This window comes from Cupriavidus sp. 09_S30, from assembly GCF_056930435.1.
The window spans coordinates 2,206,694-2,230,317 of record NZ_JBXOWI010000002.1; the positions used below are offsets into that span (position 1 = coordinate 2,206,694).

Here is a 23,624-nt window from a genome sequence, read left to right on the forward strand (position 1 = left end):
GTTTCCCACAAAAGAAAACCGCGGCCCCGAGGGGCCGCGGTTTTCTTTCCGCAGATAGCAGCGCCCTGCCCGCCTGGCGGCCCGCCACCCGCAACGCATGCAGGCACGGGACGCCGCCGGGCGGCGCGCAACCGGCTTAGGCCGAGACGGCCGCCAGCGCGTTGTTCAGCGTCTTGCTGGGACGCATCACGGCGTCGAGCTTGTCGAAGTCGGGCAGGTAGTAGCCGCCGATGTCCACCGGCTTGCCCTGCACGTCGGACAGCTCGCCGATGATGGTCTTCTCGTTGGCGGTCAGCGTCTTGGCCAGCGGCGCGAACTTGGCCGCCAGTTCGGCGTCCGCGGTCTGCGCTGCCAGCGCCTGGGCCCAGTACAGGGCCAGGTAGAACTGGCTGCCACGGTTGTCCAGCTCACCGGTGCGGCGCGACGGCGACTTGTTGAGGTCGAGCAGCTTGCCGGTGGCTTCGTCCAGGGTCTTGGCCAGGATCTTGGCGCGGGCATTGTCGTTCTTGATGCCCAGCTCTTCCAGCGACACCGCCAGCGCCAGGAACTCGCCCAGCGAATCCCAGCGCAGGTGGTTTTCCTCGACCAACTGCTGCACGTGCTTGGGCGCGGAGCCGCCGGCACCGGTCTCGTACATGCCGCCGCCGGCCATCAGCGGAACGATCGACAGCATCTTGGCGCTGGTGCCCAGTTCCATGATGGGGAACAGGTCGGTCAGGTAGTCGCGCAGGATGTTGCCGGTCACCGAAATGGTGTCCAGGCCGCGTGCCACGCGCTCCAGCGTGTAGCGCATCGCGCGCACCTGCGACATGATATGGATCTCGAGGCCGCTGGTGTCGTAGTCCTTCAGGTAGGTCTCGACCTTCTTGATCAGCTCATTCTCGTGCGGACGGTACGCGTCGAGCCAGAACACCGCCGGCATGCCCGAGTTGCGCGCGCGCGTGACGGCCAGCTTGACCCAGTCACGGATCGGCGCGTCCTTGACCTGGCACATGCGCCAGATGTCGCCCGCCTCGACGTTCTGCGACAGCAGCACTTCGCCGGTGGCCAGGTCGGTGATGTTGGCGACGCCGTCTTCCGCCATCTCGAAAGTCTTGTCGTGCGAGCCGTACTCCTCGGCCTTCTGTGCCATCAGGCCGACGTTCGGCACGGTGCCCATGGTGCGCGGGTCGAAGTTGCCGTGCCACTTGCAGAAGGCGATCATCTCCTGGTAGATGCGGGCGAAGGTCGACTCAGGCATCACGGCCTTGCAGTCGTACGGCTTGCCGTCGGCGCCCCACATCTTGCCGCCCTGGCGGATCATCGCAGGCATGGAAGCGTCCACGATCACGTCGTTGGGCGAGTGGAAGTTGGTGATGCCCTTGGCCGAATCGACCATGGCCAGCGCCGGGCGGTGCTCCTGGCAGGCGTGCAGGTCGCGGATGATCTCTTCGTGCTTGGACTCGGGCAGGGTCTTGATCTTCTCGTAGAGGTCGACCATGCCGTTGTTGACGTTGACGCCCAGCTCGTCGAACAGCTTGCCGTGCTTCTCGAAGGCTTCCTTGTAGTAGATCTTGACGCAGTGGCCGAACACGATGGGGTGCGAGACCTTCATCATGGTCGCCTTGACGTGCAGCGAGAACAGGATGCCGGCCTGGCGGCAGTCCTCGAGCTGCTGCTCGTAGAACTCGCACAGCGCCTTCTTGCTCATGAACATCGAGTCGATGATCTCGCCGTCCAGCAGCTTGACCTTGGGCTTGAGCACGATGGCCTTGCCGCTCTTGGTGACCAGCTCCATCTTGACTTCACGCGCGCGGTCCAGCGTCAGCGACTTCTCGCCGTGGTAGAAGTCACCGTGCTCCATGTGCGAGACGTGGGTACGCGACCACTGCTTCCACTCGCCCATCGAATGCGGGTGCTTCTTGGCGTAGTTCTTCACCGCACCAGGTGCGCGGCGGTCGGAGTTGCCCTCGCGCAGCACCGGGTTCACCGCCGAGCCCAGGCACTTGGAGTAGCGCGCCTTGATGGCCGACTCTTCTTCGGTCTTGGGATCTTCCGGCAGGTCGGGAATGTTGTAGCCCTTGCCCTGCAGTTCCTTGATCGCCGCCTTGAGCTGGGCCACCGAGGCGCTGATGTTGGGCAGCTTGATGATGTTGGTGTCGGCGAGCTGGGTCAGGCGGCCCAGTTCGGCCAGGTTGTCGGGGACGCGCTGTTCCTCGCTCAGGAATTCGGAGAACTCGCTCAGAATACGCGCCGCCACCGAGATATCGCTGGTGGTGACGTTGACTCCCGCCGGCGCGGTGAAGGTGCGGATGATGGGCAGGAAAGCACTGGTCGCCAGCAAGGGTGCTTCGTCGGTCAGCGTATAGATGATGGTGGGTTGCTGGTTACTCATTGCTTACCTCTAGGTCAAGAAATAGTAGGAAAACCCCGCCGGTTGGATCGCAGCCGGACAGTAAAGACAGAATTTTGCCTGATTTTGCTGTCGGAGGCCTGACAATCCGCCGAATTTATTGCGTGCGAAACCATTTGCGCACAGACTTGGTGCACTGGCTTGGGGCGCATGCGTGGCATCGGATCGAGGTGGAATGGCCTCGTCATGGCAACATTGCGTGCAGTTGCACACAACTCCCTAGAATCCTCGTTCATCACCACTGATCTCACGTCGCCGCTGACCGCTGCGGCGGACACGCATGCCGCAATGGCAATCGCCGCCCCGCTGGGCGAGCGACCAGAGCAATAATCGATATTGCAGCGCAGCATCCCCTCAGAGACGGCACCGACATCACGGCACGCGCAGGCACTTCAGCGCGAGAAGCCATACTCGCGCTCGACCTTGCAGATGCGTACGCGGAAGTCCTCGTACCAGCGCTCGCGGCCGAGGCGCTGCGCCAGTTGGTGCTCGCCATGCGCCTTCCAGCCGGCACCCGATGGGCGTTCCGCCCCAGCCTCTCCTGCGCCATCCGGTGGAATATTGCCCGTGCCGGACGCGTTTACTTCATGGGCTTGTGGTGTGTTCCACGCGCGCGTCGACTATGCTGAACGCGTAGCCGGCACGAAATCGGCCCCGCGCCGAAGCTGGAGAATGGTCATGCAATTTCGTTCAGCCCGATGGATAGGCATGGCTGCGGCAGCAGCCGCCCTGTGTGCGTGCGCGACGCTCCAGCCGGTCGAGACCGCGCAGAAGATGATAGGCAGTCCGCAAAGTTCCGTGCGCGATACCTTTGGCGCGCCGACTGAAACCTACCAGCTTGCCGGCGGCACCAGCCGCTGGATCTATTCGAAGCAGCCGCTGGGCTATCAGGTCTACGCGGCGGATTTCGACGCCAACGGCCGCCTGACCAACTTCCGCCAGATGCTGACCGAGCAGGAGATCTACCAGGCGCGCCCCGGCATCTGGACCAAGCGCGACATCGCCGAGCGCTTCGGTACGCCACGCGAGCCGATCCAGTACTACCCACTGATGAAGCGTGAGGCCTGGTCCTACCGTATGTACGTGGCCGCCTACCAGTCGGCCCACTTCAGTGTCTACTTCGACGACAACGGCGTAGTCGACCGCACCATGATCATCGTCGATCCGCTCGGCGGCGACCACGAGCACAGCAGCAAATAGGCGATCCGGCCTCACCACCCTCCTCTCGCGCAGCGAGCGCCGGCCGCGTGTGTAGCGCCACGGCTGCGTCATGGGCAGCGAGCTAGGCGTACTCGCCCTGTGCATCGCCCTCACCGAACGCAGGTAGCGGCATCGGCGGAGCCGGGGGCGATACGCACGCCAGACGTCTCCGCAGCAGGAAATTTGCGGCAATCGAAATAACTCTTCCAATTCGCGCAAAGTCTGTTGTACAATCCGGCCTCCGCTGCAGTGCCACACACTACAGCGAACGTAGTTCCCCGATAGCTCAGTCGGTAGAGCGCCGGACTGTTAATCCGTAGGTCCCTGGTTCGAGCCCAGGTCGGGGAGCCAAAAAAAGCGGGAGTAGCTCAGTTGGTAGAGCGCAACCTTGCCAAGGTTGAGGTCGCGAGTTCGAGACTCGTCTCCCGCTCCAAATTGCATAGGCTTAAGTGCCAATGCCCATGTGGCTCAGTGGTAGAGCACTCCCTTGGTAAGGGAGAGGTCGGCAGTTCGATCCTGCCCATGGGCACCATCCCTTCTCGCCGGTTTCCGGCACATTCCCCCGAACGTATCCTTGCGTCACGCACTTGCCGCGGCTGACACGGTCATCCCTCAGCGCTGACTGCCGTGCGCACGCGATACCGCCGAGCACCTCCGCGGCCGCTCGCCGCCAGGCTTCTGGTCTTGGCGCCCTGCCGCACAATGCCGTCGTGCGCGCGCCACGCCGCTTTTCCACGCTTGCCCTACACTCAAGTCAGCATCGGTCCGCCGCGGGCCTGCCGGTGTTGCGGCGCGGAAGGCAAAGCAGGAACGCAAGAAGGGGCTCGGAATGGGCACGGTTGCACGCTTTGAAATCGGCTATACGCAGTATCTCGACCCGCGCGGCGAGCCAACTCAGGCCCTGCCAGAATTCGCGCGGAATCCGGCGGCCCTGCTGCCGCTCTACCGAGCCATGGTGCTGACCCGGCAGTTCGACCTGAAGGCGATTGCGCTGCAGCGCACTGGGAAGATCGGCACCTTCGCCTCGGCCATCGGGCAGGAGGCAATCGGGGTCGGCGTGGCCAGCGCGATGCGGCCGGAGGATGTGCTGGTGCCCTCCTACCGGGACCACGCCGCGCAGTTCATGCGCGGCGTCACCATGACGGAAAGCCTGCTGTACTGGGGCGGTGATGAGCGCGGCAGCCACTTCGCCGCGGCACCGCACGACTTCCCCAACAACGTGCCGATCGGCACCCAGGTCTGCCACGCAGCCGGCGCCGCCTATGCCTTCAAGCTGCGCGGCGAGGCGCGCGCGGCCGTCTGCCTGCTGGGCGACGGCGGCACCTCGAAGGGCGATTTCTACGAGGGCATGAACCTGGCAGGCGCCTGGGGCGCGCCGCTGGTCCTGGTGGTCAGCAACAACCAGTGGGCCATCTCGATGCCGCGCGCGGCGCAGACGGCCGCGCAGACGCTGGCGCAGAAGGCCATTGCCGCGGGCATTCCCGGCCGGCAGATCGATGGCAACGACATCATCGCCGTGCGGCAGGCAGCCGAGGAAGCGCTGACCCGCGCGCGCGCGGGCGATGGCCCCACGCTGATCGAGGCCGTCACCTACCGCCTCGGCGACCACACCACGGCCGATGACGCCAGCCGCTATCGCGACGAAGCCAGCGTCAAGGCGCACTGGCAGGAGGAACCGGTGCTGCGCCTGCGCAACTACCTCGCCAGCATCGGCGCGTGGGATGCAGCGCGGGAGGAGCAGCTGATCAAGGAACTGGCCCAGCAGGTAGCGCAGGCAGTCGAGGCCTACCTGGCGGTCCCCATGCCCGAGCCCGCGGCGATGTTCGAGCATCTGTATGCGGCGCTGCCGGCCGCGATGGCCGAGCAACTGGCCACTGCGCAGCGCTTTCACACCCCGGAAGGCAAGCACTGAGGGCTGCAACGTGCGGCAACAACGAGGCGCGGCAAGGCGCGTACCAGCAAGCGAGGCGGACACAGCGAGGCGGACACATCATGGCCGAAATCAATCTGGTCGAAGCCGTCAACCAGGCACTGGCATACGAACTGGCGCATGACCCCGGCGTCGTGCTGCTGGGCGAGGACATCGGCGTCAACGGCGGCGTGTTTCGCGCCACCGTCGGACTGCAGGCCCGCTTCGGGCCGCAGCGGGTGATCGACACCCCGCTGGCGGAATCCGGCATCGCCGGCGCTGCCGTCGGCATGGCGGCGATGGGATTGAAGCCGGTGGCAGAGATCCAGTTCACCGGCTTCATCTATCCGGTCATCGACCACATCATCAATCATGCGGGACGCATGCGCCATCGCAGCCGCGGGCGCCTGAGCTGCCCGATGGTGCTGCGCTCGCCGTTCGGCGCCGGCATCCACGCGCCCGAGCACCATTCCGAGAGCCCCGAGGCGATGTTCGCCCACATGCCAGGCATCCGCGTGGTGATCCCATCCTCGCCGGCGCGCGCCTACGGACTGCTGCTGGCCGCCATCCGCGATCCCGACCCGGTGATCTTCCTGGAGCCGACGCGGCTCTATCGCCTGTTCCGCCAGGAGGTGGCCGATGACGGCCAGGCGCTGCCGCTCGATGCCTGCTTCAGCCTGCGCGAAGGCACCGACCTGACGCTGGTGAGCTGGGGCGCGATGCTGCAGGAGACGCTGGCCGCGGCCGACCAGCTGGAGCAGGAAGGCGTGTCCGCCGCCGTCATCGACGTTGCCACGCTCAAGCCGCTGGACCTGGACACCATCCTCGCCTCAGTGGCGCGCACCGGTCGCTGCGTGATCGTGCACGAGGCCCCGCGCACCGCCGGCTTCGGCGCGGAAATCGCCGCCGGCCTGGCCGATGCGGGCCTGTTTTCGCTGGCGGCGCCGGTGCTGCGCGTGACCGGTTACGACACCGTGGTGCCGTTGGCTCGGCAGGAGGCGCTGTACATGCCCAGCGTGGCGCGCATCATGGACGCCGCACGCCGCGTGCTGGCCGCCTGAGTCGGCCACGGGGGCAGGCGACACGAAGCGGCGCGCCACGCGCGCCAAGCAAGGAGGACAAGATGCGCATCTTCAAGCTGCCCGATCTCGGCGAAGGCCTGCAGGAAGCGGAAATCGTCGCCTGGCACGTCGCCGAGGGCGACACCGTCGCGGCGGACCAGCCGCTGCTGTCGGTGGAAACCGCCAAGGCCATCGTCGAGATTCCCTCGCCCTTCGCGGGGCGGCTGGCCAAATGCTATGCGAGCCCCGGCGATATCGTGCACCTGGGCGCGCCGCTGGCAGGCTTCGAAGGCGCGGGCGAGGACGATGCTGGCACCGTGGTGGGCACCGTGGCGGTCGGCAGCCAGGTCGTGGCGGAAAGCCCGGCGCCGCTGGCCGGCGGCGCCACGGGCGCGGGCGCCGTGCGCGCGGCACCCGCGGTGCGCGCGCTTGCGCGCAAGCTGTCGGTGGACCTGGCCATGGTCACGCCCTCCGGCGCGGACGGCATCATCACCGCCGCCGACGTCGAGCGCGTGGCCAAGGCGCTGTCCGAGACCGGCCCGGCCGAAGTCCTGCGCGGCGTGCGCCGCGCCATGGCCCAGAACATGGCGCGCGCGCAAAGCGAGGTGGCCGCGGCCACGGTGATGGACGACGCCGATATCCAGGCCTGGACGCCGGGCAACGACGCCACCATGCGGCTGGTGCGTGCACTGGTGGCCGGATGTCGCGCCGAGCCCGGCCTCAATGGCTGGTACGAGGGCGGCACGGGCCGCCGCCACATCCTGGAGAAGATCGATGTGGGCATCGCCGCGGACCTGCCGGACGGCCTCTTCGTGCCGGTGCTGCGCGACGTGGGACGACGCGATGCGGCGGACCTGCGCACCGGGCTCGAGCGCATGCGCGCCGACATCCGCGCGCGCACCATCGCGCCCGAGGAAATGCGCGGCAACACCATCACGCTGTCGAACTTCGGCATGATCGGCGGCAAGTATGCCGCGCCCATCGTGGTGCCGCCGACGGTGGCCATCCTGGGCGCGGGCCGCATCCATGACGCGGTGGTGGCGGTTGACGGCGCCGCGGCCGTCCACCGCATCCTGCCGCTCAGCCTGACCTTCGACCATCGCGTCGTCACCGGCGGCGAGGCGGCGCGCTTCCTTGCCGCGGTGATCGCGGACCTGGCCCTGCCCGCCTGAGGCGGGCCGTCCGCGGGCGGTCCGCCGGCCCTCAGCTCGGCAGGTGCTGGAATGCCTGGGTCAGGGCGGCGATGGCGATCATGAACAACACCAGGATCAGCATCAACTTGTAGAACATCGAAAGACTCCTTACCGGCAGCGCGCAACGAGCGGGCGGCACTGGCGCGGGCGCGCTGCACGGGGCACCGCGCCATGCCGCCTGCGGTCAGAGGTTGATCAGGAGATAGAGGGCCGCGACCGTGCCGATCGCGTAGAGGGTCTTGTGATAGATGGCTGGCATCAGTTGTTCTCCCGGTTCCGTGTTTGAACGTGCGGCGCGAAGCCGCCTCCAGACAGGGCGCCGTGCGGGAGAATCAGGACTGTGCTGCTTGGATCCCGATTTCCCGCACGGCCGGGAAAAGCACGGCCGGATGGCCGTGGGCAGCCACGGCGGCAGGGCAGGCGCCAACGGCGACGACACCACGGGCGGCACGCGCGCACGCCGACGCGCACGGCATATGCCGGCGGCGAAGGGCTTGGCGGGTGCGGGCGGATGGCATCGTTCGTGGCTCGGAAAATCCGTGTTGGTTGATCGATATGACGGGCGGGGCGCTCGGCGGGAAGATCGGCGCGGCGCATCTGCATGACAGGTGCGCCGCCGCGCCGGCGTCGCACGGGAACATCCCTTATGCCATACAAGTTCGGATAAGTCCAGCCAACGCCGCTCCGCCAGGGTGCCGCCCAATCGCGCGAGCCTGCAAGGATGCGCGGGGATTGACTGGGATTGGCGGGGATGGGCGGATGCGCGCGCGGCATGGCGCGTGCCGCCCGTTGCATGGTGCATGCTGTGTATATAATGTTAATCTGATTAACATCATTAACATCACAGCACGCCGAATCTTCCATGGAATCCAAGACCGCCCGCCTTACCGTGCTGATCGATCCGGTCAAGAAAAAGGCCTTCGAGACGCTGTGCGCGTCCCAGGACCTGACGCCGTCGCAAGTGGTGCGCCAGTTGATTCGCGACTACCTGCAGCATCATGGCGTCGACTACGCCACCAAGGCCCGCAGCACGCCGGCACGCAAGCGTTCCCAGTGACGGCAGCACGGCAAGGCCGCGGGCATGTCCAGACCCTGGCCGGCCGCGCCCCTGCCCCTTACTCGCGCAATAGCGCCTCGCAGCGCGCCAGCGCGTCTTCCAGGCTGTCGGCATAGTTGCCCTCGCCGAGCGCGGCCAGCACGCCAGCCCGCGCCAGCTTGTTACGCACACGCGCATTGGCCTCGCTGATCACCACGGCCACCCCGCGCTGCTTCAGCTTGCCGACCACTTCATCCAGCGTCTGCAGGCCGGTGATATCCATGAAGGGCACGCGGCGCAGCCGGATCACCAGGCAGCGCGGATCGCTGTGCGTCTCCACCAGGGCACGCTCGAAGTTCTCGACCGCGCCGAAGAAGAACGGACCCTCGATCGCATAGACCAGCGCGCCGGGCGGCAGCCGGGGCGCGGTACCCAGCTCTCTGCCGAGCGCAGTGTTGTCCATGGGCGCCACTTCGACCGATGCTGACATGCGCCGCAGGAACTGCATCATCGCGAGGATCACGCCGATGTTGACGGCCACCACCAGGTCGGCGAACACCGTCAGCATGAAGGTGATCAGCAGGATGGCCACGTCGGCCCGCGGCGCCCGGCGGACCATGCGGCCGAAGTGCCGGATCTCGCTCATGTTGTAGGCCACCACGAACAGGATGGCCGCCAGCGTCGCCAGCGGCACGCTTGCTGCCAGCGGTGCCAGCAGCAATACCACCAGCATCAGCACGATGGCATGCGTGATGCCGGCCAGCGGACTGTTGCCGCCGTTGCGGATATTGGTGGCCGTGCGCGCAATCGCACCCGTGGCAGCGAAGCCGCCGAACAGCGGCGAGACGATGTTGGCTATGCCCTGTCCCACCAGTTCCTGGTTCGAATCATGCCGCGTGCCCGCCATGCCATCGGCCACCACCGCCGACAGCAGCGACTCGATCGCGCCCAGCATGGCAATGGTGAACGCGGGCCCGATCAGTTCGACCACGCGTGCCATCGTCACCTCGGGCAAGGTGAATCCGGGCAAGCCGCGCGCGATGCCGCCAAAGGCGCTGCCGATCGTGGCCACGCCATCGAAATGGAACAAGGCCTGCACCGCGGTAGCCACCACCAATGCCACCAGCGGGCCCGGCACACGGCGCAGCGGCGCGATGCGGGGCGTGGCCAGCACCAGGACCAGGCTCAACACGGCGAGCCCCGTCGTGGCCGGATGCCATTGCGGCAGCACTTGCAGCAAGTGCCAGAACTTGTCGTGGAAATGCGCGCCCTGTACCGCGGGCAGGCCGAAGAAATCGCGCCACTGGCCGACCCAGATGATGACGGCGATACCGGCGGTGAAGCCGACGATCACAGGCGCCGGAATGTACTTGATCACCGCGCCCAGCCGGACCAGCCCCATTGCCAGCAGCATGATGCCCGCCATCAAGGTGGCGATCTGCAATCCGTCGATGCCGTGGCGCGCGGTGATGCCCGAGAGGATCACGATAAAGGCGCCGGTGGGACCCGCGATCTGCACGCGGCTTCCACCGCATGCGGACACCAGCAGGCCCGCGACGATCGCCGTGTACAAACCCTGCTCGGGCTTGGCCCCGGAGGCAATGGCGAAGGCCATAGCCAGCGGTAGGGCCACGACGCCGACGATCACGCCGGACACGATGTTCGGCAACCAGTTCTCGCGCCGGAACAGGCCGGCGCGCCAAGCTTCCAGCAGGGCCACCATGACACACGCTCCATTACCATGTCATCGCATCGCATGATAATAAGATGTGCCTGCCACAGCCGGCAAGGTCGAGCAAGGCGATTCACCCGGAAGGGGGAAGCACGGCCCTCGACTTATCCAAGGTATCCACAGAAACAGTGGATATCCGCGCCATCCGTCGCCCGCAAAGGCGCGCCGGCATTAGAAAAAGCTGGACTGCACAAATTATAGGCAAACCCTCGATCGAGGGCGCGGAGGCAGGATTGCAGGGTGCCGTCAAGCCCTGGTCGGCATGGCGTTTCGCGAAGATGGTGGAGGCGGGCCGCGCAAGAGGCGTGGCGCAATGCAGCGGGAGCGACCCGCCTGCGCAATGCTGGCAAGGAGCGCAGCGCAGCATAGCCGCGGGGACGGATGCCCCGCACCATGGCCGGAGACGGCGCGGCCGGGCCGCGCCGGCGGGCGTTCAGGCGCGGCGCGCCAGCACGCCGCGAATGGTGTCGGCCAGGTCCTTGGCCAGGAACTTGGAAACGTAGGCGTCGGCGCCGACCTTGCGCACATGTTCCTCGCTGGCCTCGCCCGACAGCGAGGAATGAATCACCACAGGCAAAGACTTGAAGCGTGCATCGCTCTTGATCTTGCGCGTCAGCGTGAAGCCGTCCATCTCGGGCATCTCGAGGTCGGTCAGCACCAGCGCGATCTCATCGCGCACTGACTTGCCTTGGTTCGCCGCATCGGTGGCAATCTTGCCGAGCATGTCCCAGGCCTCTTGCCCCGTCTTGGCCATCTGCACCTGCACGCCCATGGCCGCCAGGCCCTGTTCGATCAGGCTGCGCGCAAAGGCGGAATCGTCCGCGGCCAGGATACGTGTGCCCGGACGCAGGCCGAGCTTCGGCCCGACGGTGGTGGGATCCACCTCGGGCTGGCGCGTGGGCAGCACGTCGCGCAGGATCTGCTCCACGTCGAGCACCTGCACCAGGCGCGGACTCTCGGTATCGGCGTCGAGCTTGGCGATGCTGGTCACCAGGTCGCCCTTCACGCTGGTCTCGGCCGACACGACCTGGTTCCAGTCCAGGCGCACGATCTCTTCCACCGCCTCCACCGCAAACCCCTGCGTGGAGCGCGCGTACTCGGTCACCAGCAGGATGTTCAGTCCGCTGCGTGGCGTGCAGCCCACCAAGCGGGGCAGGTCGATCACCGGGATCACCTGCCCGCGGATATCGGCCATGCCGAGCACGGTCGGCGCGGCGCCCACGACGGTCGTCACGGTGGGCATCACCAGGATCTCGCGGACCTTGAAGACATTGATGCCGAACCATTCCGAGTGGCCGGAGTGATTCGAATCGCCAAGGCGGAACAACAAAAGCTCGAACTGGTTGTTGTTGGTCAGATTGGTCCGCTCATCGACCTCTCTCATGGCGCTGCTGCTGCTCATCCTTCGCTCCGCTACCTAGCGTTGTTCGGCACACCCCTTGTCCCGCTACGGGCGACTAACGGCAGAAAGCGCGAAGAATTTAGGGCGCGGCTCAGCCGCCGGCCAGGGCTTGCAGGATGTGCACCTCGTCGGTCTCGCCCAGCGGCGTGTCCAGGCGCATGACCTGCTGCCGGTTGACGAAGATGCGCATATAGGGGCGCATCGCGCCCTGCTCGTCGACGATGCGGAAGCGGATGCCCGGATAGCGGCGGTCCAGGTCGGCGAGCAGTTCGTCCACGCTCGCGCCGCCGGCCTCCACCACCGGCTGCCGGGCCGTGTAGGAATGCAGGGGGGAACAGATCATGACCTTCATGGCGATACCATGGCATGCAGCGCGGCGCCGCTAGGCGAACCGCGCGGTTTCCAGTGCATAGATTTCGGGCAGGTGCTGCGCCATGCAGAACCACTGCGCCCCCTCGTCGGCGCTCGCCCAGATCTCCCCACCGGTAGTGCCGAAGTACAGGCCGACCGGGTCGTGCGCATCCGCTGCCATCGCCTGGCGCTTCACCGTGAACCAGGCCTGCTCGGGCGGCAGGCCGCGGTCCTGGCGCTGCCAGCTGCGCCCCGCATCGTGCGTGACGTAGGCCGCCGGCTTGCCGTGCGGACTCACGCGCGGCCAGACGTCCGAACCGTCCATGGGGAAGACCCAGACGGTGTCCGGGTCGCGTGGGTGCGCCACGATGGGCAAGCCGATATCGCCCACCTCCGCCGGCATGGCTTCGCCGATGCGCCGCCAGACGCCCTCGCGCCGGTCCATGCGGTAGATGCCGCAGTGATTCTGCTGGTACAGGATGTCCGGATCGGCCGGATGCTGCAGCACGCGGTGCGGATCGTGCCCATACTCGGGCGGCGGCGGCGGCAGGAAGTCGGCCGCACAGCCGGCGTTCAGCGGCGCCCAGTCGGCGCCCCCATCGGTGCTCTCGAACACACCGCCGCTCGACATGCCGATATAGAGGTGCCGAGAGTCGCGCGGGTCGATCAGGATGGAATGCAGCTTGGGCCCGTCGGGCGTGCCATCCTGTTCGCCACCGGTCCAGGCGCGCCGCATCGGGTGGTCGTTGAGGCCGGATACGGACGCCCAGCTGTTGCCGCCGTCCTCGCTGCGGAACAGGCCCTGGGGCGAGGTGCCCGCGTACCAGACGCCGGCCTCGTCCGCGTGGCCCGGCGCGAGCCAGAAGACGTGGTCGACCACGCGCGCCTCCTGCCCGGCCTCGGCCTTGGGAAAGGCCGGCGGGCGCGCGACCTCCTTCCAGTTGCGGCCGGCATCCTCCGAACGGAAGATGGTCGGCCCGAGGTGGCCTGTGCGGGCCGCCGCGAGCAAGGTGCGGCGGTCGCGCGGGTCGAGCACCATGTGGTGCACGATATGGCCCAGGAACGCCGGCCCCTCCGGCACCCAGCGGCGTCGCGCGGCATCCGCGTGGAACAGCCAGGCGCCCTTGCGCGTGGCCACGAGCAGCACGAGTGCGCCGTCTTGCTGCGCGACTGCCGGAGCGGAAGATGCTGCCATCGCCATGCCTCCTGTGATAAAGCCATCACGTGACGGACCCACCGTTGCATCGGGCCACCGCTGTCCCCGATCTCCGATTCTAGGATATCCGCCCGGCCCGAACGCCGGTGGCCGGAGGGGATACACGGTCGCCGCCCTCCTTTTGCGGCTAAAGAAGCACTTAAGGGTGGACAAGCGCGGCCGGCTGTGGCATACAGGACATTCGCCGCTCCCCATGCCAGCCCCCGATGTGACGCACATCGCACCGCTCGCCGCTCCGGAGCCGGCCCAGTCAACCGGATACCGAAGAACCGATCATGCGTACCCGCCCGCACCGCAGCGCTTCGCCCAGGCCCTTCCCGCCTGGCGTGTCCGCGCGCGCCCGCGCCGGCCGGTGCGGTGCGCCCGGTCCGCGTACGCCAGCCGCCGCCAGCCGGCGTTTCCTCCTCGCCGTGCTTTCCTGAGCCGTGCGGGGGATGGCACCGGCCAAGGCCGGCCCGCCTCCCCCGCACGGCATCACACCTCCGGGTGCCTGTGACCCGCCGCAGCCCGCCTCCCGCCATCCGGCAGGACGCGCGCCGCGGCCCGCATGCCTGGGAGGGCGCCACGCGCCTCCCCACGCTTCGCTTGCCACCCCTGTGAGCAGCGGCCGCGCCTGCGCGGCCGCTGTCCCCTAACGGCGGCCGTGCGGCTTCGCGCAACGGCCGGCACCGGCTCGCCCGCGCGGCGCGCCGGCGCACGCGATTCGAGTGCCATGGAAATCAGTCAGAACTTCGTCAAAGCCAAGCGCCCCTGTGCCGATGGGTACCGCTGGTATATCCGCAACCGCGACGGCGGCACCGACTACCAGCACCTGCTGGACTCTCTGGTGCAGCAGCACCGCGTTTCCGACGCCTTATGGCTGCTGGACCAGTTCGGCCCGACGGATGCCGTGCTCGAGGCCGATGCCATCGAGGCCGAGGCACTGGTCTTCGCCGGCTCGGTCATCGTGCGCGGCGACGTGCATGTCGGCTCCGTGCTGCGCGCCGGCCAGTCGATACGCGCCGGCGCCGGCATCCGCGCCGGCGAAGCCATCACGGCGGGCGATGCCATCGAGACCGATGGCGCCCTCCAATGCGGCGGCACGCTGCAGTCGGGCGCCGACATCCGCGTGGGCTGGAGCGTCGACGTAGAAGGCATGCTCCAGTGCAGCGGCATCCTGCGGGCGCGCGGCGACCTGCGCTGCGGCGACCGTGTCGACGCGCGCTCAGGCGTGCTGGTCGGGGAAGACCTGCTGGTGAAGGGCCACTTGCATTGCGGCAAGGGCCTGCGCGCCGGGGGCTGCCTGCAGGGTGAGGAGACCATCGTCGTCGCCTGCGGCATCGAGGCAGGGACGGTGATCCAGGCGGGCATGCACCTGGAGGCCGGCTGGGGCATCAAGGCCGGTGCGGATATCCGCGCCGAGGGGGCGATCCGGGCCGGCGAGGGCATCGAGGCGGGCGGCGAGATCCTGCCCGGCGCCGGCTACGGCGTGCATGCGGGACTCAGCGTACGCATGGAGGACTGGCCGCACAGCGCGCGCGTACGCGCCAGCACCCGGCCCGCGCTGCTCATCAGCGGCCACTGGGAGGCGCCATGAGCTTCGCTTGCACGGCATTCGGCCTGCCCGCCATGGCGCCAGCGCGGCGCGCCCCGTCCGGCACCGGTGTCGCGTGGCCGTCCTGGCCTCCCTGGCTGCGCGACGCACTGCGCATGCGCTCCGGTGCCGCACGCGTGCCGCGTCCTCTCGAGCTGCGCATCGACGTCAGCCCCAGCCCCGAGGAAATCGACCGTGACATCGACGCGGTGCACGAGCGCCTCTACGAGCCCGGCAGCCCCCTGTACGGCATGCCCGCCACCGAATCCGGCATCCCCGGCCTGCGCCTGCGCTACCGCGAGGCCGACGGCGAGTACTACATCTATGTGGAAGACGTGGCGCGGCGCAGGCTCGCCGGCTATACGGTATTCAACCGGCTGATCGAAGTCAGCCGGCGTGCCGACCCCCACCTGCGCGCGCCGCATTCAAAATACGCGCCGGCCTACCAGCGGCGCGGACTGGCCTCGGCCATCTATCGCTGGGGCCTCGACGCCGGCCTGTGCCTGGTCACCGGCGCGCGCCAATCGAGCGGCGCCCATGCGCTGTGGATGGCGCTGGGCGCGCGCTACACGCTGGGCTATGTCGACCTGCGCGGCAAGACGCTGCGCTATCTGGGCGACACGGTCACCCCCGCTGTGCTGGACGACCTGCACACGCGCATGATCCTGCTGGGAAGGGGCTGGACGCTGGCCTCGCTGGCCGACGTCACCGGCATGCGCTGAACGGGCAGCATCCGCCAGAAATGACAAAGCCGGCTCGGCGCCGGCTTGGAATCGCAGCCGGCCGCTGGGGCCGGCCGCTTCATGGCTGCTGGAGGCGATGCTGGCGGCTTGAGGCCAGGGATGGGGGCCAATGCGCCGCGCACCGGCAAGGCCGGCCAGGCTCAGCAGCGCCCCCGCGCAGGCGCCCGAGCACATTGCCGCGGCGCTATCCGCGCAGGCCGCCACCGCAATGGCCGCGCCCGCCGCCCCCACCAGTGCGCCGACCTGGCGCGTGGCGTTGAGCACGGCCGAGGCGGTGCCGGCCAGGTCGGCCGGCGCGCGCTCCAGCACGGTCGCCGTCATCGGCGCGATCGCCAGGGCCGTGCCGCCGGCCAAGGGCAGCATCGCCACGAGCAGCAAAGGCATGCTGCCGGACACGGTGGCGGCCGCGCACAACAGATAGCCTGCAACGGCTAGCACCAGGCCCGCGGAGATCTGCCACCGCGCGCCCAGCCGCGGCAGCAGCCGTCCCGCGACGACATTGCCCACGGTCAGGCAGAGTGCTAGCGGCAGCAGGCCCAGACCCGTGTGCAGCGGCGACAAGCCGAGACCTTGCTGCAGGTAGAGGCTGAGCAGGAACAGGCTGCCGAAGTAGGCCACACCGATGACGAACCCGACCCAGTTGGCACCGCCCAGGGCGGGATCCGCGAACAGCCGCGCCGGGATCATCGGCGCCGCACCGCGACGCTCGACCCGCACAAAGCCCAGCGCCGCCAGCAGCGCGGCCAGCGCGGCGACGCAGACCGGCACGGACAGCCAGCCGCGCGCCGGTCCTTCGATCAGGGCGAAGCTCAGTGCGCCCAGCGCCAGCATGCCGAGCAGTTGGCCGCCCCAGTCTGCACCCTGCCCGCGCCGCGCCGGCACCGGCGCCAGCACACGCACGCCGGCCAGCAGGGCAAGCAGCCCGAACGGCAAGTTGATCAGGAAGGCACCGCGCCAGCCCAGCGGACCGAGCACGATCCCGCCCAGCACCGGCCCCGCGGCCGCGGCGGTCGCCACCAGCCCGCCGAACACGCCGACGGCGCGCGCGCGGGCGCCGGGCTCGGGATAGGCCGCGCGCAGCAGTGCGAGCGAGACTCGGCATGAACAAGGCCGCGCCGACACCCTGCAGCAGGCGCGCGCCCACCAGCGCCGCCACCGTGGGCGCAGCGCCGCACAGCGCGGAAGCGAGCAGGAAGAGCGCAAGGCCGCAGAGAAAGACACGCCGCGCACCGAGGCGGTCGGCGAGCAGTCCCGCGCTGAGCATCAGGCCGGCGAAGCTGAGGTTGTAGGCATCGACGATCCAGGCCAGCCCGGACAGGCTGGCACCCAGGCCTTGGCGGATGGCGGGCATTGCCACGTTGACGATATTGGTGTCGAGAATGGCCATGAACATGCCGGTCGACAGCACCGCCAGCACGGACATGCCCGGCGGCGCCGCTGCGCGCGTGGTGGCAAGGGGCGCTGCCGGGTTCAGGGCATGAAGATCGGCCGCTCCGGCGGGGCAAGCATGGCGTAGGGGTTCTGGCATGGAAAGCAAGGCATGAGAAAGTCAACAACCCCGCCATGCTAGAGACGCAGGAGCATGCAATAAAGCAGCATAAATGCAGTGTTATGATGCATTTCTGCATGATAAAAAATTGGCGGAGAGCGCCGGACACGCGTCGACGATCCCGACTGGAAGGGCAAGGCATGAACTGGGACAACACCCGCTACTTTCTCGCCGTGGCACGCGCCGGCACGCTGCGCGGCGCCGCCGCGAGCCTGGAGGTGGACCAGGCCACGGTAGGACGGCGCCTCGCCGCCTTTGAGGAAGAACTGGGCACGACCCTCTTCCTGCGCACGCCGCAGGGCTATGCGCTGAGCAGCGCCGGCGAGCTGATGTTGGCCGACGCAGAACGGATGGAAAGCGCGGCCGAGGCGATCGGCCGCAAGTCGGCCCAGGCCGACCGCATCCTGGCCGGGCCGGTGCGCATCGCCACCACCGACACGCTGGCCGAAGGATTCGTGCTGCCGGCGCTGGCGGGACTGCAACGCCGCCACCCCGAACTCGAATTCACCTTGATGACGTCGACCGGACTGGTGGACGTGGCTGCGCGCGAGGCCGACCTCGCCGTGCGCGGCCTGCGTCCGCAAGCGGGCAACGTGATCATCAAGAAGCTGGGCACGGTGGAGATGGGGCTGTACGCCGCCCCGGACTATCTGGCGCGGCGCGGCAAGCCCAGGCGCGGTGCCGGCCTTTCAGGACATGACCTGCTGCTGTTTCCGCGCGAGACGGTACCGCGTCACTGGCAGGAACTCTGCGGCGAGAGCCTGCGCGGCGCACACGTGGCGCTGCAGTCCAATTCGCAGATGGCGCTGCGCTCGGCGGCGGCGCGCGGCATGGGGATCGCGATGCTGTCGGCCTTCCTGGCCGATGGCGACGGCGGGCTGGTGCGGATCTTCCCCGACCGGCGCGACTGGGTGGACATCTGGCTGGTGCTGCACCCCGACCTGCGCCGCGTGGCGCGGGTGCGCGCGGTGATCGAAGCGCTGGCGGCAGCGTTCCGGCGCTGAGGGCGGGCCGGATTCAGTGGCCAGATTCAGCGGCCGGCAAATACGCGAGCCAGCGCCTGCGCATGGTGTACATAGTGTTGCCAGCCGCCGTCGAGATAGGCCTGCAGTCGGGCCAGCAGCGAACGGGGTTGCGCCGGCTTGGCGGCGGTCTGGGCGGCCTGGGGGGTCTTGCTGATCTGTGTTTCGATGTACGGCTGCACCGTTTTTCCTGTTGGGTTCGTTTGCGCAGGCGTGCTGCTGGTGGGCTGTTGACTCGTTGCCTGCGTCCGGGCCGCCGTCTTCCTGCTCGAATGACACGACCTAGGGTTTTCCCTAGTATAACACTCGATTCGGCACTTGCCGGCTTGAGCAAGCCCGGATCGCGGGGATTGGCCCAGCGTGATCGCGGGCCGCACAAGCGACGATGCCGGCTCCCGCTCCCCGCGCGAAATCACCGCGATTCGCTCATTTCCCGCACGGCATACCGCGCATTCCGCCCCGCTGATGAAAATCGCGGACAACTCCCCTAGCCTTGAGCCTCGCCCGTTCATTGATGCCGCTCAGACTGGCACAGGCGGGTCCGCTTCCAGAACCACACAAAATCAGGCCGGCACGGAGCACCCGTTCGCGGTGCCCGGCGCCCCGCCAGGAGACAGCAGATCATGATCGACCAATCCATTCCGTCGGCGACGGAACTCGACGCGCCATCCGCCACCCCGCTGCACAAGCTGGACCGCTACTTCCAGATCAGCGCGCGCGGCAGCAGTACGCGCCAGGAAGTGGTGGCCGGCATCACCACCTTCATGGCGATGGTCTATGCGGTCTTCGTCGTGCCAGGCATGCTCGGCAAGGCCGGCTTCGACAGCAGCGCCGTCTTCGTCGCCGTCTGCCTGACCACCGCCTTCGGCTCGCTGCTGATGGGCCTGTGGGCCAAGCTGCCGATCGCCATCGGCTGCGCCATCTCGCTGACCGCCTTCGTCGCCTTCGGCCTGGTGCTGGGCCAGCACCTGACGCCGGCCGTGGCGCTGGGCGCGGTGTTCCTGATGGGCGTGGTGTTCACCGCCATCTCGGTCACCGGCGTGCGTTCCTGGATCCTGCGCAACCTGCCGGCGGGCGTGGCGCACGGCGCCGGCATCGGCATCGGCCTGTTCCTGCTGCTGATCGCTTCCAACGAAGTCGGCCTGGTGGTCAAGAACAGCGGCGCCGGCCTGCCGGTGACGCTGGGCAAGATCACCGCCTTCCCGGTCGTGATGTCGGTGCTGGGCCTCGCCGCCATCTTCGGCCTGGAGCGCCGCCGCGTGCCCGGCGGCATCCTGCTGGTGATCGTCGCCATCTCGGCGCTGGGCCTGGCCTTCGACCCGGCGGTGAAGTTCACCGGCGTCTTCGCCCTGCCCTCGTTGAGCGCGCCCGGCCACGCCTCGCTGATCGGCGCCATGGACGTGCGCGGCGCGCTGTCCGCCGCCGTGCTGCCCAGCGTGTTCGCGCTGGTGATGACCGCCGTGTTCGACGCCACCGGCACTATCCGCGCGGTGGCTGGCCAGGCCGGCCAGCTCGACGCCAACGGCCACATCCGTAATGGCGGCCGTGCGCTGACCGCCGACTCGGTCAGCTCGATCTTCTCGGCCTGCTTCGGCGGCGCACCAGCGGCGGCCTACATCGAATCGACCGTGGGCGTCGCCGCCGGCGCCAAGACCGGCCTGACGGCGGTGGTGGTCGGCTTGTTGTTCCTGGCCGTGATGTTCTTCTCGCCGCTGGCCGGCCTGGTGCCTTCCTACGCCACCGCGCCGGCGCTGATGTACGTCGGCCTGCTGATGCTCTCCAGCGTCAGCAAGCTGCACATGGCGGACACCGTCGACGCCATGGCCGGCCTCGTCTGCGCCGTCTTCATCGTGCTCACCTGCAATATCGTCACCGGCATCATGCTCGGCTTCTGCACCCTGGTGGTGGGCCGCATCGTGGCCGGCGAATGGCGCAAGCTGAACGTCGGCACGGTGGCCATCGCCGTGGTGCTGGCGGCCTTCTACGCCGGCGGCTGGGCCATCTGAGGCACACCCCCAAAGCAGAACGAGCGAGGCACGGCCGCGCCCGCCAGGCTGGCGCGCCGGGCAAGGCGCGATGTTGCCTCCTCCACTCCTCCAGCCGCTTCGGCGCTGGTCTACCGCCCCGGGCCTGTCGGCCCGGTTTTTTTTGGTGGGGCCGCTTGGCGGCAATTCTTCCTTGACTTCGTAATCTCTATTTATGATACTTTTTACAGCTTCATTCTCATTTTGAGAACGTGAAGCCAAGTCGGGTGCAGAAGTGGACCTAGCAGAACTCGAGATCTTCCTCGGCTGCCGCGGTCGTACCGCGCGCTCTGCTGGCCCTGCAGCGGGAAACCGCCGAGCTGCAGGCCGTGCCGGTCCGCCCCGTGCACACCTTCCTCGTCAAGCGGGCCGGCTTCATCACTTCGGCGTTCGAAACGTTCTTTCAGGAGTTGCGTCATGCCTAGGCTTCCATTGGCACGAACCACGGTGGCTGGGGAACCTGCCATCCCGCGCACTGCCTGGCAGGAGCCCCTGGCCGCGATGTTCGCGCTGGCCGTGGCGATGGGCTTCGGCCGCTTCGCCTTCACCGGGATGTACCCACTGATGGTGCGCGACGGAACGATGTCGGTCGCGACGGGATCGCTGGCCGCCTCCGCGAACTATGCGGGCTATCTGGCCGGCGCGCTTCTCGCCGCGCGGATACCGCAGCGAGCGGCCAGCACCTGGACCCGGATCGCGCTGGCGGGGACGGTCGCCTGCCTGCTGCCTCTGGCCCTGCCGGCAGCGCCCGCCCTGCTGATCGCCGTCCGCTTCCTCGCGGGCCTGCTCAGCGCACTGGCCCTGGTGTGCGCCGCGGTCTGGCTGTTCCATGAGGTCGGCCGGCCCGAGGCGGCCCCGCTGCTGTTCGCCGGCGTCGGCGCGGGCATCGTCGCCTCCGCCGAGTTGATCGCGGCGGGCAACCTGGCCCACTCGCACAGCGGCATGCTCTGGCTTGCCCTGGCAATCGGGGCCGGCGCGCTGACCGCGCTGGCCTGGCGGCATTTCGGCAAGCCAGCGACGCCTGCCACCGCGCCTCCGGCCCAGGCCCGGCTCGACGCATCGCAGGCCATGGGAGCGTGGCCCCTCATCGCCAGCTACGGACTGGCGGGTCTGGGCTACATCATCACGGCGACCTATCTGCCGCTGATCATCCGCGATGTCCTGCACGGGATCGATCCGGTCCACGTCTGGGCAGCCTTCGGACTTGCCGCCGTGCCTTCGTGCTTCTTCTGGCACGCCTTGCACTACCGCCTCGGCACGCGCCGCGCCATGCAATGGAATCTCGCCATCCAGGCCCTTGGCGTCGCGCTGCCGGTGCTGCACCACACCGCCGCCGCCTATCTCGCGAGCGCGGTCCTGGTCGGCGGCACCTTCGTGGGCACGGTCACCATTGCGATGCCGGCAGCGCGGCACGCGGCAGGTTCGGTCCGCTTCAATCTGCTCGCGGTGATGACGGCTGCCTATGGCGTAGGTCAGATCGTCGGCCCGCTGATCGCCTCGGCGCTTGCCGCGCACGGCGGGAGCTTCAACGGATCGATGGAAATCGCCGCGGCAGCGCTGCTGATTGCCGCACTGCTCTGCCGCATCTAGACAAGCCAGGCCAGGCTGGCCGCTGCGAGGCCGGCGGCGGCCGCCGCCGCCCCGCCGCGCTTACTTGGCCGTCGGCATGACGAACTCAGCGCCCTTCTCAATGCTCTCGGGCCAGCGCTGCATGATCGACTTCTGCTTGGTATAGAAGCGCACACCCTCCTCGCCGTAGGCGTGCATGTCGCCGAACAGGGAGCGCTTCCAGCCGCCGAAGCCGTGCCAGGCCATCGGCACCGGAATGGGCACGTTGATGCCCACCATGCCGACCTCGATCTGCTGGCCGAACTCGCGCGCGGCGTTGCCGTCGCGCGTAAAGCAGCTCACGCCGTTGCCGAACTCATGGGCGTTGATCAGGTGCACGGCCTCGGCCATATCCTTGACTCGCACGCACGACAGCACCGGGCCGAAGATCTCTTCCTTGTAGATGCGCATGTCCGGCGTGACGTGGTCGAACAGCGTCCCGCCCATCCAGAAGCCATCGCCGCAGCCTTCCCCGGCCGAGGCCGGGTCGAAGTCGCGGCCGTCCACCAGCAGCGACGCGCCCTCGGCCACGCCCTGGGCGATGTAGCCCGTGATGCGCTCGTGCGCCGCACGGGTGACGATGGGCCCCATCTCGGCGGCGAGGTTCTCGCCATCCAGCACCTTGAGGGACTTGGTGCGCGCCACCAGCTTCGGCATCAGGCGCTCGGCCACGTCGCCGACCAGCACCGCGACGCTGATCGCCATGCAGCGCTCGCCGGCCGAGCCGTAGGCGGCACCGATCAACGCGTCGACGGCCTGGTCGATGTCAGCATCAGGCATCACCACCATGTGGTTCTTGGCGCCGCCCAGGGCCTGCACGCGCTTGCCGTTGCGCGCGCCCGCCTCATAGATGTAGCCGGCGATCGGGGTGGAGCCGACGAAGCTCAGGGCGCGCACGTCCGGGTGCTCGACCAGCGCGTCGACCGCCACCTTGTCGCCCTGGACCACGTTGAACACGCCGTCGGGCAGGCCGGCCTCCTTCAGCAGCTCCGCGATCAGCAGCGAGGGGCTGGGGTCGGTCGGGCTGGGCTTGAGCACGAAGGTGTTGCCCGCCGCGATGGCGACGGGGAACATCCACATCGGCACCATCACGGGGAAGTTGAACGGGGTGATGCCGGCGACCACGCCCAGCGGCTGGCGCTGGGTCCAGTTGTCCATGCCGGTGGAGACCTGCGCGGTGTAGTCGCCCTTCAGCAGCTGGGGAATGCCGCAGGCGAACTCCACAATGTCGATGCCGCGCGCCACCTCGCCCTGGGCATCGGTGAACACCTTGCCATGTTCGGCGGTGATCAGGTGCGCCAGCTTGTCCTTGTCGCGGTTCAGTAGTTCGAGGAAGCGGAACAGCACGCGCGCGCGGCGGATAGGCGGCGTGTGCGACCAGGCGGGAAAGGCCGCCGCAGCAGCGGCAACCGCGGCGTCGACCTCTGACACATCGGCCAGCGCCACCTGCCCGGTGACCTTGCCGCTGGCGGGATTGGTGACCGCCTGGCTGCGGCCGGACGTGCCCGCGATGCGGCGGCCGCCGATATAGTGCTCGATTGCGTTGCTGGTGGTTTGCATGACTTGCGCTCCGGTTAGCTGTCTGGCAAAAGACTAAGATGCACTTACCTGCC

At 68.2% G+C, this 23,624-nt stretch carries 19 protein-coding genes, 3 tRNA genes and 2 pseudogenes; 13 read left to right on the plus strand and 11 right to left on the minus strand.

The annotated features are described in order from the left end of the window. Positions 1 to 136: 136 nt before the first annotated feature. Positions 137 to 2,374 carry an NADP-dependent isocitrate dehydrogenase gene (locus tag AC1Z3O_RS30045; protein WP_483520217.1) on the minus strand — a complete coding sequence of 746 codons (2,238 nt, stop codon included), beginning with the start codon at positions 2,372 to 2,374 and terminating at the stop codon, positions 137 to 139. Between the two features lie 696 nt (positions 2,375 to 3,070). Between AC1Z3O_RS30045 and AC1Z3O_RS30050 the strand changes: the two genes are divergently transcribed. The 7 genes from AC1Z3O_RS30050 (at position 3,071) to AC1Z3O_RS30080 (ending at position 7,734) form a co-directional block, all read left to right on the plus strand. Beyond that, the gene (locus AC1Z3O_RS30050) at positions 3,071 to 3,592 is read left to right on the plus strand and encodes a hypothetical protein (RefSeq protein WP_483520219.1); all 522 of its coding nucleotides are present in this window, start codon (positions 3,071 to 3,073) and stop codon (positions 3,590 to 3,592) included. 275 nt (positions 3,593 to 3,867) lie between these two features. Continuing rightward, positions 3,868 to 3,943: transfer RNA gene (locus AC1Z3O_RS30055), tRNA-Asn, on the plus strand. 6 nt (positions 3,944 to 3,949) lie between these two features. Next, positions 3,950 to 4,025: transfer RNA gene (locus AC1Z3O_RS30060), tRNA-Gly, on the plus strand. A 24-nt stretch (positions 4,026 to 4,049) separates the two neighbouring features. Beyond that, a tRNA-Thr gene (locus AC1Z3O_RS30065) sits at positions 4,050 to 4,124 on the plus strand. A gap of 297 nt (positions 4,125 to 4,421) precedes the next feature. Next, positions 4,422 to 5,504 carry a pyruvate dehydrogenase (acetyl-transferring) E1 component subunit alpha gene (gene pdhA, locus AC1Z3O_RS30070; RefSeq protein WP_483520220.1) on the plus strand — a complete coding sequence of 361 codons (1,083 nt, stop codon included), beginning with the start codon at positions 4,422 to 4,424 and terminating at the stop codon, positions 5,502 to 5,504. 80 nt (positions 5,505 to 5,584) lie between these two features. Then, on the plus strand, positions 5,585 to 6,562 hold the full coding sequence (locus tag AC1Z3O_RS30075) for an alpha-ketoacid dehydrogenase subunit beta (RefSeq protein ID WP_483520222.1): 978 nt from the start codon (positions 5,585 to 5,587) through the stop codon (positions 6,560 to 6,562). A gap of 62 nt (positions 6,563 to 6,624) precedes the next feature. Further along, the gene (locus tag AC1Z3O_RS30080; RefSeq protein WP_483520224.1) at positions 6,625 to 7,734 is read left to right on the plus strand and encodes a dihydrolipoamide acetyltransferase family protein; all 1,110 of its coding nucleotides are present in this window, start codon (positions 6,625 to 6,627) and stop codon (positions 7,732 to 7,734) included. Positions 7,735 to 7,765: 31 nt separating this feature from the next. Here AC1Z3O_RS30080 and AC1Z3O_RS30085 read toward each other — a convergent pair whose 3' ends face one another. Then, entirely contained in the window at positions 7,766 to 7,894 is a 129-nt protein-coding gene (locus AC1Z3O_RS30085; protein ID WP_483520226.1) for a hypothetical protein, read from the minus strand. 723 nt (positions 7,895 to 8,617) lie between these two features. Between AC1Z3O_RS30085 and AC1Z3O_RS30090 the strand changes: the two genes are divergently transcribed. Further along, a complete protein-coding gene (locus AC1Z3O_RS30090) occupies positions 8,618 to 8,812 on the plus strand; it encodes a CopG family transcriptional regulator (RefSeq protein ID WP_483520228.1) in 195 nt (64 codons plus the stop codon). Between the two features lie 58 nt (positions 8,813 to 8,870). Here the strand turns inward: AC1Z3O_RS30090 and AC1Z3O_RS30095 are convergent, their stop codons facing one another. The 4 genes from AC1Z3O_RS30095 to AC1Z3O_RS30110 form a co-directional block, all read right to left on the minus strand. Next, positions 8,871 to 10,514 (minus strand): SulP family inorganic anion transporter, encoded by a 1,644-nt coding sequence (locus AC1Z3O_RS30095; RefSeq protein ID WP_483520230.1) that lies wholly within the window; start codon positions 10,512 to 10,514, stop codon positions 8,871 to 8,873. Between the two features lie 442 nt (positions 10,515 to 10,956). After that, positions 10,957 to 11,925, minus strand: a complete 969-nt coding sequence (locus AC1Z3O_RS30100) for a chemotaxis protein (RefSeq protein WP_483520232.1) — start codon at positions 11,923 to 11,925, stop codon at positions 10,957 to 10,959. 91 nt (positions 11,926 to 12,016) lie between these two features. After that, a complete protein-coding gene (locus AC1Z3O_RS30105) occupies positions 12,017 to 12,268 on the minus strand; it encodes a MoaD/ThiS family protein (RefSeq protein ID WP_483520234.1) in 252 nt (83 codons plus the stop codon). Positions 12,269 to 12,307: 39 nt separating this feature from the next. Next, positions 12,308 to 13,471 (minus strand): WD40/YVTN/BNR-like repeat-containing protein, encoded by a 1,164-nt coding sequence (locus tag AC1Z3O_RS30110; RefSeq protein WP_483520236.1) that lies wholly within the window; start codon positions 13,469 to 13,471, stop codon positions 12,308 to 12,310. Between the two features lie 733 nt (positions 13,472 to 14,204). Between AC1Z3O_RS30110 and AC1Z3O_RS30115 the strand changes: the two genes are divergently transcribed. Together AC1Z3O_RS30115 and AC1Z3O_RS30120 are read left to right on the plus strand one after the other, a co-directional pair. Then, positions 14,205 to 15,068, plus strand: a complete 864-nt coding sequence (locus tag AC1Z3O_RS30115; RefSeq protein ID WP_483520238.1) for a hypothetical protein — start codon at positions 14,205 to 14,207, stop codon at positions 15,066 to 15,068. A 113-nt stretch (positions 15,069 to 15,181) separates the two neighbouring features. Further along, positions 15,182 to 15,787, plus strand: a complete 606-nt coding sequence (locus AC1Z3O_RS30120; RefSeq protein ID WP_483522079.1) for an N-acetyltransferase — start codon at positions 15,182 to 15,184, stop codon at positions 15,785 to 15,787. 303 nt (positions 15,788 to 16,090) lie between these two features. On the opposite strand, the pseudogene AC1Z3O_RS30125 reads toward AC1Z3O_RS30120, so the two are convergent. Continuing rightward, positions 16,091 to 17,029, minus strand: a pseudogene (locus tag AC1Z3O_RS30125) (MFS transporter); the annotation flags it as partial. Next, positions 16,911 to 17,336: pseudogene (locus tag AC1Z3O_RS30130) on the minus strand (MFS transporter); the annotation flags it as partial. The pseudogenes AC1Z3O_RS30130 and AC1Z3O_RS30125, both read right to left, overlap by 119 nt. A gap of 161 nt (positions 17,337 to 17,497) precedes the next feature. Between AC1Z3O_RS30130 and AC1Z3O_RS30135 the strand changes: the two are divergent. Beyond that, the gene (locus AC1Z3O_RS30135; protein ID WP_483520240.1) at positions 17,498 to 18,361 is read left to right on the plus strand and encodes a LysR family transcriptional regulator; all 864 of its coding nucleotides are present in this window, start codon (positions 17,498 to 17,500) and stop codon (positions 18,359 to 18,361) included. 26 nt (positions 18,362 to 18,387) lie between these two features. Here AC1Z3O_RS30135 and AC1Z3O_RS30140 read toward each other — a convergent pair whose 3' ends face one another. Then, positions 18,388 to 18,561: a hypothetical protein gene (locus tag AC1Z3O_RS30140; RefSeq protein WP_483520241.1), complete on the minus strand. Its 174-nt coding sequence runs from the start codon at positions 18,559 to 18,561 to the stop codon at positions 18,388 to 18,390. A 441-nt stretch (positions 18,562 to 19,002) separates the two neighbouring features. Here AC1Z3O_RS30140 and AC1Z3O_RS30145 point away from each other — a divergent pair, with 441 nt between their 5' ends. Next, positions 19,003 to 20,385, plus strand: coding sequence for an NCS2 family permease (locus AC1Z3O_RS30145; protein ID WP_483520243.1), 1,383 nt, complete (start codon positions 19,003 to 19,005; stop codon positions 20,383 to 20,385). Between the two features lie 203 nt (positions 20,386 to 20,588). Here the strand turns inward: AC1Z3O_RS30145 and AC1Z3O_RS30150 are convergent, their stop codons facing one another. Further along, positions 20,589 to 20,822 carry a hypothetical protein gene (locus tag AC1Z3O_RS30150; RefSeq protein ID WP_483520245.1) on the minus strand — a complete coding sequence of 78 codons (234 nt, stop codon included), beginning with the start codon at positions 20,820 to 20,822 and terminating at the stop codon, positions 20,589 to 20,591. Between the two features lie 82 nt (positions 20,823 to 20,904). On the opposite strand from AC1Z3O_RS30150, the gene AC1Z3O_RS30155 reads away from it, so the two are divergent. Next, entirely contained in the window at positions 20,905 to 21,993 is a 1,089-nt protein-coding gene (locus AC1Z3O_RS30155; protein WP_483520247.1) for a YbfB/YjiJ family MFS transporter, read from the plus strand. Positions 21,994 to 22,053: 60 nt separating this feature from the next. On the opposite strand, the gene AC1Z3O_RS30160 is transcribed toward AC1Z3O_RS30155, so the two are convergent. Continuing rightward, positions 22,054 to 23,571, minus strand: a complete 1,518-nt coding sequence (locus AC1Z3O_RS30160; RefSeq protein ID WP_483520249.1) for a CoA-acylating methylmalonate-semialdehyde dehydrogenase — start codon at positions 23,569 to 23,571, stop codon at positions 22,054 to 22,056. Between the last annotated feature and the right edge of the window lie 53 nt (positions 23,572 to 23,624).